General features: G+C 45.7%; 13 protein-coding genes. 8 read left to right on the top strand and 5 right to left on the bottom strand.

Annotated elements, in window-relative coordinates; genetic code table 11:
• The first annotated feature begins 212 nt into the window (after window positions 1-212).
• From OH460_RS01075 to OH460_RS01060, 4 genes are all read left to right on the top strand, one after another.
• Window positions 213-950 carry a nucleoside recognition domain-containing protein gene (locus OH460_RS01075; protein WP_004737022.1) on the top strand — a complete coding sequence of 246 codons (738 nt, stop codon included), beginning with the start codon at window positions 213-215 and terminating at the stop codon, window positions 948-950.
• A complete protein-coding gene (locus OH460_RS01070) occupies window positions 950-1417 on the top strand; it encodes a YjiG family protein (protein ID WP_004737023.1) in 468 nt (155 codons plus the stop codon). The genes OH460_RS01075 and OH460_RS01070 overlap by 1 nt, the downstream gene beginning before the upstream one ends.
• A gap of 606 nt (window positions 1418-2023) precedes the next feature.
• Window positions 2024-2410, top strand: coding sequence for an MAPEG family protein (locus OH460_RS01065; RefSeq protein WP_061032915.1), 387 nt, complete (start codon window positions 2024-2026; stop codon window positions 2408-2410).
• 8 nt (window positions 2411-2418) lie between these two features.
• A complete protein-coding gene (locus OH460_RS01060; RefSeq protein WP_269994248.1) occupies window positions 2419-2949 on the top strand; it encodes a DNA mismatch repair protein in 531 nt (176 codons plus the stop codon).
• Window positions 2950-2983: 34 nt separating this feature from the next.
• Here OH460_RS01060 and OH460_RS01055 read toward each other — a convergent pair whose 3' ends face one another.
• Window positions 2984-3610, bottom strand: coding sequence for an START domain-containing protein (locus OH460_RS01055; protein ID WP_061032917.1), 627 nt, complete (start codon window positions 3608-3610; stop codon window positions 2984-2986).
• 164 nt (window positions 3611-3774) lie between these two features.
• On the bottom strand, window positions 3775-4251 hold the full coding sequence (locus OH460_RS01050) for a YHS domain-containing (seleno)protein (protein WP_061032918.1): 477 nt from the start codon (window positions 4249-4251) through the stop codon (window positions 3775-3777).
• Window positions 4252-4361: 110 nt separating this feature from the next.
• Between OH460_RS01050 and OH460_RS01045 the strand changes: the two genes are divergently transcribed.
• On the top strand, window positions 4362-5186 hold the full coding sequence (locus tag OH460_RS01045) for an AraC family transcriptional regulator (RefSeq protein WP_269994244.1): 825 nt from the start codon (window positions 4362-4364) through the stop codon (window positions 5184-5186).
• A 229-nt stretch (window positions 5187-5415) separates the two neighbouring features.
• The gene (locus tag OH460_RS01040; protein WP_269994242.1) at window positions 5416-6294 is read left to right on the top strand and encodes a 6-pyruvoyl trahydropterin synthase family protein; all 879 of its coding nucleotides are present in this window, start codon (window positions 5416-5418) and stop codon (window positions 6292-6294) included.
• 129 nt (window positions 6295-6423) lie between these two features.
• On the opposite strand, the gene OH460_RS01035 is transcribed toward OH460_RS01040, so the two are convergent.
• Together OH460_RS01035 and OH460_RS01030 are read right to left on the bottom strand one after the other, a co-directional pair.
• Window positions 6424-7464 (bottom strand): acyltransferase, encoded by a 1041-nt coding sequence (locus tag OH460_RS01035; protein WP_269994240.1) that lies wholly within the window; start codon window positions 7462-7464, stop codon window positions 6424-6426.
• Between the two features lie 122 nt (window positions 7465-7586).
• A complete protein-coding gene (locus OH460_RS01030; RefSeq protein ID WP_269994238.1) occupies window positions 7587-8543 on the bottom strand; it encodes an AEC family transporter in 957 nt (318 codons plus the stop codon).
• 163 nt (window positions 8544-8706) lie between these two features.
• Here OH460_RS01030 and OH460_RS01025 point away from each other — a divergent pair, with 163 nt between their 5' ends.
• Both OH460_RS01025 and OH460_RS01020 read left to right on the top strand, forming a co-directional pair.
• Window positions 8707-9300, top strand: a complete 594-nt coding sequence (locus OH460_RS01025; protein WP_105058700.1) for a TetR/AcrR family transcriptional regulator — start codon at window positions 8707-8709, stop codon at window positions 9298-9300.
• A 144-nt stretch (window positions 9301-9444) separates the two neighbouring features.
• A complete protein-coding gene (locus OH460_RS01020; RefSeq protein ID WP_102424111.1) occupies window positions 9445-10293 on the top strand; it encodes an alpha/beta hydrolase in 849 nt (282 codons plus the stop codon).
• Between the two features lie 90 nt (window positions 10294-10383).
• Here the strand turns inward: OH460_RS01020 and OH460_RS01015 are convergent, their stop codons facing one another.
• Window positions 10384-12924, bottom strand: coding sequence for a glycosyl hydrolase family 18 protein (locus OH460_RS01015; protein WP_269994231.1), 2541 nt, complete (start codon window positions 12922-12924; stop codon window positions 10384-10386).
• Between the last annotated feature and the right edge of the window lie 17 nt (window positions 12925-12941).

The raw sequence follows: 12941 nt of genomic DNA, 5'->3' as shown, positions 1-12941 counted from the left end.
GCAGCAAAATTTATTTAGTTTTGTATGTGAAATATGAGGATTTTGTCAGTTTATATTTCGATATCTAAACCATAGTCACAGTTTTATATGTTGCCTATCATCTTTAATTTAAACCGATACTCTGTTTGATTTTGGTCATTAACCTTCTTCTCATTGGTTTGCACTATCTATGCGTGTTCTGTTCCACATAAACTAGATGTATAGAGGTCCTTATGACTAATCCAACGAAAACCGATCGTAAAGTCACGATCGGCAGTTACATCGCACTCGCCTTCGCGGTTGTGTTTTTTTCCGGCTTAATGCAGTCAAATGAATGGTATGGCGTATTCGATTTTACGACGCTTAACGGTTCATTTGGTAAAGTCGCTTACGATGTGAGTGAATCCGCCGATGGTATCCAAGCAGCTACCACTTCTTTACGTGGTAAAGGCGGTAGCGGTGCTCGCGACGGTTTCATTTTTGCTTTGACACTTATTCCGACCGTGATGTTTGCTTTGGGTATGATCAACGTACTTGAGCACTACGGTGCACTGGATGCGGCTCGTAAACTGCTTACTCCACTACTTCGTCCTCTTATGGGTATTCCTGGTAACTCAGGCTTGGCACTGATCGCTTCTTTACAAAGTACCGATGCAGGTGCCGCGATGACACGTCAGCTTAAAGATGAAGGGCATCTAACCAAGCGCGAAACCGATGTCTTTACCATGTTCCAATTCACAGCAGGTGCGGCGATCGTTAACTTCTTCTCGTCTGGCGCTGTGCTATTTACTCTAACCGCAATGGACGGTTCTCTCGCGGTAACATCATCTATTGGTCTTGCTGTGGCGGTGATGTTCATCTTTAAGTTTGTCGGCGCGAACCTGTTCCGTATCTACCTCAATATTACTGAAGGTAAAGAAGACAAACCAAAATCAGACAAAGAACAAAAACTGGAAGAGGAAGTAGCATAATGAGCGAAGTAAAAGCAAAGAAACCAATGGTGACTGATATTTTCGTTGAAGGTGCTAAGAAAGGCTGGGTTATTGCGACCACCTCGACAGTGCCAAACGTTCTGATGGCGTTTGTAATCATCAAAGCATTGCAGATTACGGGTGCGTTGGATCTGATGGGCAGTGTGTTTGCTCCAATCATGGCGGTGTTTGGTTTGCCGGGTGAAGCAGCTGCAGTATTGATCGGTGCGTGGATGTCGATGGGCGGTGCAGTGGGTGTGGTCATCACGCTGTTTGACCAAGGTATCTTGAATGGCAATCATATTGCGATCTTAGCGCCAGCTATTTACTTGATGGGCTCACAGGTTCAATACATGGGTCGTATCATGGGACCAATTGGTACTGAAGGCCGTTACATTCCAGTGATGATCGCTATTTCAGTGTTGAATGCGTTTGGTGCGATGTTCCTAATGAACATTATTCTGTAGCCTAGCTTTTGAAGTTTCTTGGGCTTTAGAAAAAGGAAACCCCGTTTGGCTTTCACCAAACGGGGTCTATTCTTTTTGTAGCCATCCTGCTACTGCGCGTTACTTATCTTTCAATAGGTAACTGGTGCTCCCTGCATCGTTCCTTGACGTGGCTAAATCCTTTAACCTATCCAATCCATCGCCTTCCTAGCGGTGTCCTTGCAAACTCATCATCCTGATAAGTGACTCTATCCTAGAGCAATAACTTCCTTGCTGATAACTCATCCTAAGTCATCAAATCTTCATCCTGAAGATACCTAATCCATTAGGCTTTTTCCTGTTCCTGCCAACTCCCTGTCGACACGTATATTAAACACTCTGGAGGCTTCTCCCACAATCTACCTCAAGCAAATAATCTGAAGGCAAAGCTAAGAAAAACTGTGCGGACTCATACAAAACAAGGGCTTGGGTTTGTAATCTAGGATTTTTCTGCGAAGCTTGATTGTAATCTCTTACGTTTGTTGTGAGAGATCTCTTACACATGTACGGGCGTGAATGCTCTTTGTTTGCTGAATACAGATACGTTGAGATAGCCCCGCCGAATAAACTAACCAGTAGGAAATGATAATGGTTACAGCGTTATATGCTTCGTTGCTCACTTTGGTCATGTTATGGCTTTCTATTGAAGTGATTAAGCAAAGAAGAAAGAATCAAGTGGCACACGCAGATGGTGGTGTTGAATCGTTACAAGTGGCTCGTTCCGCTCAAAGTAATGCTATGGACTATATTCCGATTACTGTGATACTGATGGCGTTGCTCGAGTTCAACGGCGCCAATGTATGGCTGATCCACGTTATTGGTGTTGCTTTTGTTGCTGGTCGTATTATTCATGGGAAAAGCATCCTTGCTCGTAGTCTGAAGGGAAGAAAGCAAGGCATGTATTTGACCTTTGCCAGCATGGTGTCTTTAGTTGTTCTAAACTTGATTTATCTTCCTTTTGATAAGCTTATATAAGGACACGCATGGCGTTACGCCTCCCTCCACCATGGATGATTGTATTAACAGGGTTAGTGCTGAATATTCTGGCTATTGTTGTGTCGAGCCTAGTGCTCGACAAAATGGTGGTTGAACAAGCTCAGTATCGAGAGCGTCAACAGGGAAATATATACTCGATTCAGTTGGCTTGGAATACGATTGAAACCTTAGAACGTAAGCGTGAATCTATGTTGTTGCACATGGATATCAGTACCTCTTCAAATTCGGCGGTGACACCGGAATTAGAAGAAGCAATGCGTGGTCAGCTTGGTGCGTGGGTCAGTGGCAAAGTCCCAGAGATTACCGTCGAAAACCTTTCTCAGATCATGATGTTGATTAACCAAGCTCAGCAATCACAACGTACACGTATCGATGACTTCTACCTTGATAATCTAACCTTATCTGAACTCCTCCAAGCTCTTGAAGAGCAGATGACCCTCTATAAAAATATTGCGCTCTTTCTTCAGATCTTTGGCTTAGCATTGATCCTTGCGCGTGACCTGGCGAGACGAAATTAACCGTCGCATGCCTTAAGCCAGACCTGATGTCGAGTTATTGGCCCAGGTTAGGGTGCTGTTGCCCTTGGTACTTTGGAAGCTGGTCTTTAAGCTTTTTGAAGGTACTGAATGCGTTGTTAGCTGATAAGCGATTCATTAACCAGTCAGGCAAAATACCACCCGCATTCGCATATGCCGTATAGGTGATGTGGGTCAGGCCATTGGTTAGAGGCTGCAAAACCCATAGCGCATCGACCTCGTTGATTCGAATATACCCCGACTCTTTAGCCAAGTAATTAGATGCATCTTTAATGGTTAGGGTGAATTGACCGTCTTCTACTTCATATTTCGAATACGTCACCATATCTCGGTCTCGAGCAGGCCAAGGGGCTTTGAACTGGGTGTAGACGATATTCTCATTGTTAGATATTTGCATTAACACTTCACTGTGCGACACATTGTCGATCCAATTCGGTACGTTATCGCTGTCTTCCAACAATAAGAGAAAGCCTGAATAGCTGGTTTCGACCTGCATTTGCGCTCGAACTTCAACAAGACCATTTCCGTGATTACGCTTATGTATAGTGATGCCCCCATCACTTTTAACGAATTGCCACGGAGTCGCATAAGAGAGGGTTGAAAACAGGCAGAGTCCAAGTACCAAAATCCTAGGTAATATCATTATTTTTCCATGAAATGAAAAGCTTATCTGCCATGAGTATAGAATAAAAATAGGTTGGATTCGCGTCGTAAGATGCTGCGTATTGAATATGGTTACTATGATATTGGGAAAAACGGAAGACAGAGGGTCTTCCGTTTATAGAAGGGAGGGCAGTGGCAATTTATCTAGAGCTTATAGGCTTCGACAGTTTTGATTGTCGTCCAGTTGTTGTTGGCGTCTTGGATGAACTCTTGTGTGTTCTCCAACCAACGTTTTTGCACTGACTTGTCTAAGTTCAGGTACAACTTTCCATCTTCTACTTTCCAAGCTAAAGGGTCGGTTTCGAACTTCTTACCCATTGCCACACCAAAGGCGCAGTAACCACCGTACTGAGGCGCATAGGCTTGTGGATCTTCGCGGAATTGGTCTCGGTTTTCACTGCTTACAAACTGATAAATGGCATTTTTGTACGTAGCTGTGAACTCTGGCGTGCCTTTCACTGGCCCTTTACTGTCGAAATAAGCAACCGGGTCGTAGCCTTTAATCGCGAGGTCGTTACTATCAACGCTCATATCAAGGTCAGCTGCCATTAGTGAAAAGCTCGCGCCTAGTAACGCGGCTGTAAGAGTGATTTTTTGACTGGTCGATTTTAAATGTGACATATCAAGTTCCTTGTCAGTATTAGTTAACTTGTATGAAATAAATTAGCCGACTAGTCCGGTCTATAGAGGGACAAAAGAACTAAAAAGTAAGCGAATCGTTCGGAGGATGCATGGATCTGCTGTCACAACTAATGGAACATTTCTCGATACGCACCGGTGTTTTCTATTCTGGGAACTTGTGTGGGGTATCGTCATTCAATGCGCAACAGGGTAAAGAAGGGCACCTTCATGTATTGAGTGCCGGTGAGTTGACTCTATCGAGTTCTAGTATGGAACACAGGAAGCTCTCTCAGCCTTGTATCGTCTACTTACCCAATAGCACACCACACGCGATTGAAGGGGTTGGAGACGGTGCAGAAGTTGTGTGTGCGAGTGTGGAATATCGTTCAGGGCAAATGAATCCGTTATTGTCTGCACTTCCAGACGTGATCGTGATTCCGTTTGAAGACGCGCCTAACCTGATGCCGGTGATTGAGGTTCTGTTTCGAGAATCGAACCAAGAGTCATCAGGCCAGCAATACTTAATGGATAAGTTGAGTGACGCGCTAATGGCTTTGATTTTCCGCCATCTCATTGAACAACAGCAAATCGATCAAGGCGTATTTTCTGCGCTTGCTCACCCACGACTTGCTCCAGTAGTGACCGCCATTCACCTAATGCCAGCTCGACACTTTTCGATAGCGAAAATGGCTTCATTGGCGGCGATGTCTCGAACTCAGTTCATCGAAGCATTTAAGCGCGAGGTGGGCGAAACTCCGGGTGATTATGTCCAAAAGTGGCGTGTGTCTGTGGCTCAATCGTTGCTGTTGCAAAACAAGCCCATCAACTGGGTCGCGGATGAAGTGGGGTACAACAGTTACTCTGGCTTCTCTCGTGCGTTTCAGCAAGTAACCGGAATGTCGCCGCGTTTATGGCTAAAGCAAAATGTAACGTGAAGCGCTTGCTACCCTACCTGCAATATGGCTATTAGCATGAGACTGGCCTATGTTTTAGCGGAAATTGAGCGTAGTTTGTTCATTTCTCGAATGACGGTGTAAAAAGGTGGACTTTATAAGCTCGTTGTAACATCCTGCCCGTCCTATTTTATCAGACATCAATGAGACGAAGTGCCTGCTGAACATTATTCAGCCTCCCGTATCTCATTAAAGCACTAAGGAGTTCCACTTGAACCTATTTGTAAGAGACCTTACCGTTATCGATTCTTCATACATCTGTGAACACAGAGGGGTCGTAGGAGATAGTTGGATTTTAGATGTCACCATGTCTGGTGAACTGAACGAAATGAGCATGGTGCTGGACTTTAGCCGAGTCAAAAAACAGATCAAAAACCTTGTTGATCAGCATGTTGATCACCGCTTACTGCTGCCAATGAAAAACGCTGCGATCGTGCATCAAGCAAGTAAACCGGGCTACGCTAAAGTGGATGTGCTGCGTGGTGACAAGAGCCTACATCTGCACTGCCCTGATGAGGCCTACTGTTTGATTGATGCTGAAGCGATCACCATTGAGAGCGTGACCGCACACGTTTATGACATTCTTCGCGACAACCTACCAAGTAACGTCACAGGGCTAGAGATCACTCTACGTCATGAGAATATTAATGGTGCGTTCTACCACTATACCCATGGTTTGAAAAAGCACGATGGTAACTGTCAGCGCATCGCGCATGGCCACCGTTCTCCGGTTGAAATTGTGGTTGATGGCCAGCGTGATGAACAACGTGAACTAGCGTTTGCTAAGCGCTGGGAAGACATCTACCTAGGTTCTAAAGAAGACCAAGTTTCTGTTTCTTCTTTGAACCTAAGTGAGCACGCCAAGAGCGCGAATGACGAAAGCCACTATGGTTTCCGTTATACGGCGCCACAAGGTGAATTTGAGCTAGCGATCGCTAAGAGTGAAACAGAGATCTTGCCAACGGATACTACAGTGGAACTATTGGCAGGCTATATCGCCGATCAAGTTGCCCCAAGTTTGGCAGAAAACCAGTCACTACAAATTGTGGCTTATGAAGGCGTAGGTAAAGGCGCGATGGCGTTCCGATAACACTCCAGAGAGTGACAGATTCTCGTTACTGACATGATGAAATAAAGGCAAGATAACTCGTTATCTTGCCTTTATTTTTTGTGGCTCTTTAAATCTGATTTAGCGGATAGTTTTCGGCATAAACACGCCCTAGCGAAGTAGCACGCGTCGCAGTGGTGTTTTCTCGATCCCAGCAACCAACCCGAAGCTCAACAATACGGTGCCAAAAAATACCGTAACGTCTTTTGCCAATTCCGTAATGCCTAAAACTCCACAGACATTGAACAACACGATAATGATCAGCAAATGGCTGACGTAGATACCCAGCATGCGATTTGAAATGGCGCGAACCCAAGCGTAGTTACCCATGTTTGGATTTGCTAAAAGCCACATAAACGTGCCCATCCCCCATAGCGCCGTGCCAAACAAGAAATCATTCATGTTGAATCCGACGTCGAACGTGGTGAGCCATGCCGCCTCAGCAAAGTGAATCAACATGCCTAACACTAATAACCCCAACGCTTTAGTTGATGACACCTTCCATTGATGCTGACGAATAAGGAAACCCAAGGTGACCATCAATGTGCTGAAGAACGGGCCGTTACGGGTAAAGAAAGGTGCTTCCAGTCCAGTCAGGCTTGTATAACTTCCCGCTAAAACACCGTAGATGTAGAGTGCAATTGCGAGAGGCAATAAAAGTCTATCGAGCTTCATCTCAACCATCAAAGCGATGATCAAAACCGCGAACACTAAAGCTGGGATAAACCATAAATGCACCAATCCGCCCTCTAAGAAAGAGTTGAGCGGTGTGCTCATCAGAAAGCCCCAGTAACCTTGACGTTCACCTAGATAACCGAGCTCTTCAACTCTAGCGAGGTTGAATGGCATCACTAAGCAAATTATGCTCCATGCCAACCAAACCTTAAGCAGTGGTTTAGAGTAATTAATGACGGTTTGCCACGGGGAGGCAGTCAGCTTGGGCTGAATCAGATAACCTGAAATTAGAAAGAACAGAGGTACTGCAAAGCGCGCGGCTTGATTAAGAATGTAACCAATCCATGGCACGTCATTGATTTGCCAATAAGTAAGGGCCATTTGGCCATGTAAGCCAATGATCGCCAAGATAGCAATCACTCGACCCAACTCGATACTGGCGATGCGTTGTGAAGGCGTATTTTGAACGGAAGACATATCAGATCTCTAAGAAAGTTTTCGTAGAATCTAGCAGCCTTTCTGTTGAGCCCGTTAGCGTTAAATCAAGGGTTTCGGCCTTTATATGACGGCTTGTATTGATTTTTTGAAGCCTGTCGCAGCTATATTAAATCCATTGCAGTAAGTGCAAAAATACCAAGCGTACAAGTGATAAGCGAACCTATAGTGGTCAGCGCGATAATATTGGCAGCAAGCGTTGCATTTCCGCCCATTGCTCTTGCCATTACATAACTTGCAGCAGCGGTAGGTGCTGCGCTCATCAAGAAGATCAGACCAAGATCGAGTCCTTCAAAGCCGAAGGCCAATGCCGCCAATGTGATAAGTAACGGCGAGGCAATTAACCGGTAACTTGAGGAAAACCAAGTCGCGAGTTTCTCTTGTTTGAGAGAGCTGATATCCAATGAACCACCTGTACAAAGTAAAGCCAAAGGTAATGTCATTTTTGCCAAGTATTGCCCAGCGTCAGTGACCATCTTAGGGATTGGAATAGACAAAGCGTAACAGAAAACACCGAGGAAAATGGCGATAATCAGAGGGTTCTTGGTTATCGATTTGGCGATAGCTTGAATGGCTTTATCGCCGGTGTCTGTGCCTTTAGGAGTTAGGGCAATCACCGCTTGAATGTTGTAGAGCACTGTAATGGATGCAACATAGATAGCGGCCAGTGCCACGCCTTGGTTGCCATAGATATTGGCGACATACGCTAGACCTATGATGCCCGTATTCGCCCGAAAGCCACCTTGGATGATGACGCCTTGGTCCTTCGAATCTCTAAACAACAGCTTGGTCGAGAGGGTAGCAATCAAGAAAAAAGCGAAATTAGCGGCTAAAGCAAATAACACTAAGGTGCTGCTTGCAGAGAAGTCATGTTCGGACTGAACAATACTCAAGAACAGCATTGCAGGTAAGGTGATTTGAAAAACAATTTTAGAGGCGACATCAATGAAGTTGTCATTGATTAAGCCAATTCGCTTGAGCATCACACCAAGAAACAACATCAAACAAATAGGGCCTGTTACTGACGCCGAAAACGCAAACTGTTCCCAAAGTGTGTTCATTATTTTTCCTTAAATTTAGCCAACTTCAATATCCTTTGAATACTGTCGCATTTTTCCATAATTCTTTGAGAAGAGAAATTGAATCCCAATAGATAAGTAAAAATCTTTGAAAAAAAGAACGAACGTGCTAAAAATAACGTATCAGATTTATCCTTGGTGAATAATGAGTAAAGGAAAGATAACCAAAGAGTATATTTTGAGTCATGCATTCGCACTTGCGAGTGAAAACGGGCTTGAGAGTTTGACGATTGGCGAATTAGCCAAACAGTGTGGCATGTCTAAGAGTGGCCTGTTTGCGCACTTCAACTCTAAGGAGAACCTGCAGCTCTCTGTACTCGAATATTCCAACGCTATATTCACTGAGCGGGTCATCATTCCAGCAAGAGAGCTTGGTGATGCTGACATTGAAGCTAAGTTAAAACAGTTGCTCGATAACTGGCTGGGTTGGAACCATTCGTTTCAAGGTAGCTGCATGTTTATTGATGCGTGGAAAGATGCTGGTAGTGAAACGTCTGTGATTCAGAAAGCGCTCCAGAAAACCATTTCGGTTTGGATTGACTACTTGACGATTCAGGTAGCAAAAGCGGTTGAGAGTCAGCAGTTCAGATCCGACTTAGATCCAAAACAGGCAACTTTTGAGCTATATGGTCTCTATCTGAGCGCGAACTTGTTTTACTCGTTACGAGGCCAACAAGCGAGCCACACGCATTTTTGGAGCGGTGTAGAGCGCTTGATCGCTAGCTGGAAAGCGGCTTAACTCGCGTCTAACAATTTTAAGAGAAGTGGCGGCAAGCACGTGTACACAGCCTTGCCCCATTTTTTATACCAATAAATAGCACGGTCGTTCGTTTTTCTGGCCGAGCTCGATCCGCCAATGAAGATGGCGATACAAGGAATGGTCATGAGTGACAAAATCTACTTTAATACATCGAACAAATTCAGCTTCAAGCGCAGCCTGATTGGTGCAACAACCAACCTGCACTACATCTTAGCGCCGAGCCATGCAAAGAAAACAGCGCGTAAGTTATTGCTCACGCCAATGCGTACCGAGCAGAAAAATGCTGATCCACAAGGGTTGATCAAGAGCGAAATTAAAGGCCGTGATGGCGTTCTAAAAACTTACTCTCTAGGTACTGGGCCAGTTTGGGTATTAACTCATGGTTGGTCAGGGACTGCGAGTCAGTTCTTTCCTTTGATGGAACACATCGCAGCTAAAGGTTTTACCGCTTTGGCTTACGATCACCCGGCGCATGGCGGTAGCGATGGCGTGCATGGTCATATTCCGGCGTTTGTGAACGGCCTTGAGGCGATTCTTGACTCGGTGGGTGAAGTGGCAGGCTTAGTTGGTCACAGCATGGGTACCGCTTCTGCGTTGGAATGTAAGCACGTTAAATTGGAAAACAAACCATTGTTGCTGATTGCACCTGTATTGGATTACCTCGATAACCTGTTCGGCAGCGTTGCTCGTTCAGGGTACTCAATGAAGTTGTTTGAGGCGGTAGTGGGAGAAGTAGAAGAACAGTTTAATTACCCAATCCAGTCTGTCGATCCCTATGGCAAGCTCGCGCTTCGTCAGTCTCAGACAATCATTGTGCATGATGAGCAAGACAAGTTTACTAAGTTTGATGTGTCACAGCGTGCAGCGAATGAAATGGATCGCGTTACCTTGATTGCTACTCAAGGGCAGGGCCATGGTCGAGTGATGAAGTGTCCTCAGGTATTTGAGAGTTTTGATACCTTGATTAGCTAGGTTCAGAAAAAACAACAAAAAGGCCAACCAGATATTTCTGGTTGGCCTTTGCTTTTAGGATTTTAGTAAGTATTTAGCTTACACCTATTTTTAGTTAGCGCAGTTTGCTGGGCCAATCTCTTTCCACACGCCCCATTGGCCTGTTGTTGTTGGATCTTCACCTGTTGTCCACCATTTCGCTTCCCAAACCTTACCGCCTTGAGTCACTTGGTCGCCACCAGTGTAGACTGCACTTGAATCCCAAGCATTAGTACATGTGCCACCACCTGTGGTTTTCTTAAGAACCTTCACTGATGCAGCCGCGACTGATGTATCTGTACCATCATTCACTGTCACTGAGAAGTTCAGTACCGTATCTTGCGTGTATTCCGCTGCGACAAAGCTTACCGAAGCACCTTGTACTGTTGCGTTGATACCTGCTGGTACATCCCACGTGAAGGTTAATGTGTCTTGATCCGCATCGCTAGACGCTGACGCATCAACCACAACAACATCACCTGCATTGACTTCAGTCGGAGCCGTAACCACTGCTACCGGAGCTGTGTTTACTGGGCCTGTGTCTTTAGGGTTGACCGTTACAACAACTGTGTCTGTTGACGTTGCGCCTTCGTTGTCTGTTACAGTTAGGCTGAATGTTAGAGTCTCTTGCTGTGCGACTTCCACAACATCGAAGCTTGCGACAGCTGCATTAGCATTAGCCAGTGTTACGGCTGGACCGCTCACTTGTGACCAAGCGTAGCTCGCGATTGTACCATCGCTGTCTTTTGAAGCACTGCCATCTAGAGAAACAGAAGCGGGGCCTTCAACGGATTGGTCGGCACCTGCTGCTGCAGTTGGTTTGCGGTTTACAGGATCGGTGGTGCCACCTGCTAGGCCTTCATGCATTGCATTCAGGATATCACCGTTATCTGCATCAATTTCCCAAGAGAATAGACCTGCAAGACCAAGGCTACGCACGTATGCGCCTTTTGCTTTTACAGAGCGGTCATCATCAAATGTGATCAGCTGACCTGAAGTGCGGTTCCAAACGTAAGGCGCTTCTGCCATTTCGTCGTAGCCGTATTCGAAGCCATTGATACCTTGGTTATTCGCACCAAGCATGTTCGCCTTAATACCTTTGTAGTCGATAACGCCATCTTCCCAGACACCTTGTGCAGAGCTGCCTTTCAGTTTGCCGTTACCAACCCCTGTCATAGGGTCGCTAGGATCTGATAGTGATGATGGTAATACGCCTTCCCAACCACGACCGTACATCGCGGTACCAACAACAAGCTTGTTGGCTGGAACACCTTGCTCAAGAAGCAATTGGATGCCGTTGTCTGTGGTGTAGGCAGGGCCTGTGTATGGTTCGCCGTTTTCATCAAGTCCTGTGCCATCACATTGACCAGGGCGCATGAAGTTACCGCAGTTCAAGGCGGTTTGGTGACCTAACACGTTGTTCCAACCGCCGTAGAAGTCGTAAGTCATTGCGAAGATGTAATCCATGTACTGGATAGCATCGCCGTAGTCCACGTCTTCAATCTTATCGTGACCAACCCCGATCGCTGATGTGAGTTCGTAAGTACGACCATTTTCAGCTTCTAGTTCATCTAGCATCACGCGTAGTTCTGCCATTAGTGCAATGTAAGCCGGGCCATCATTTACAGGGTCACCTAGATCTGGTGCAGCACCGCCACCACCAGGGAATTCCCAGTCGATATCCACACCGTCGTAGAATTTCCATGTGTTAAGGAATTTCTTAACCGATGCGACAAAGGTGTCACGGTTTGCTTTGGTGGTGAAATCGAAGAATGGGTCAGACAGCGTCCAACCACCAATCGATGGGATGATCTTCAAATCAGGATTACGCTGTTTGAGCGCCATCATCATTGCGTAGTTACCCTTGATCGGTGAGCTGTATTCGTGGCCCGCTTGAGGGAAACTCTTCTGGAAAGCAGCCCATGGGTCATGAATCACCACTTCGTAATCATTAACACCCTGACAAGCTGTCATTAGGGCGTTGTAGCTGTTTCCACCTACCGATTTTACTGATTCGTTAGGACCACAAATTGGGATGAAGCCGTAAAGGATGTGGGTCAAGTTATCAGCGGGTAGGTTATCAACCGTGTAGTCACGACCGTAAATACCCCACTCAACAAAGTAAGTACCCACTACCGTGTTTGGGTCTGTGTTGTATGATTTGTTGTTTGGATCCACATTCATCGCAAGTGGCGCTAAGTGGGAGCCATCGGTATCAGCGATCGTGATTTTAGCGGGTGCGCTCTTGCTACAACCAGTTTCGTCACACGCTTCAATTTCCATATCGAATAAGCCGCCTTGGCCGTATTCGAATGAAGCCGTGGTTTGGCTGCCAGTGATTGGGCCTGTGGCTACTTTAACGCCATCAAAGTAGATGTTGTACGTGTTTCCTGACGTTCCACTCCATTGGTTGAACTTAACGTCGACTTTTGCTTTGTCGTGATATTTAACCATCTGGTTATAGCCAGAGGTGGTTTCCATCGCGAGTTCGATTTTTGAAAATTGTAGGTTGTTGGAACCGTACATGTCGATGCTAGGTGCTGTCGGAGCAGCTAACGCTGTACCAGATAGCGCTAGAGCAATGCTTGCAGCACAGGTATTTATACGAATCATACTATTTCTCTCATTCC

This window comes from Vibrio sp. Makdt (genome assembly GCF_027587015.1).
GTDB classification, from domain to species: Bacteria; Pseudomonadota; Gammaproteobacteria; order Enterobacterales; family Vibrionaceae; genus Vibrio; species Vibrio chagasii_B.
The sequence above is the reverse complement of the archived record's forward strand: the minus strand, read 5'-3'. Positions and strand labels throughout refer to the sequence as shown.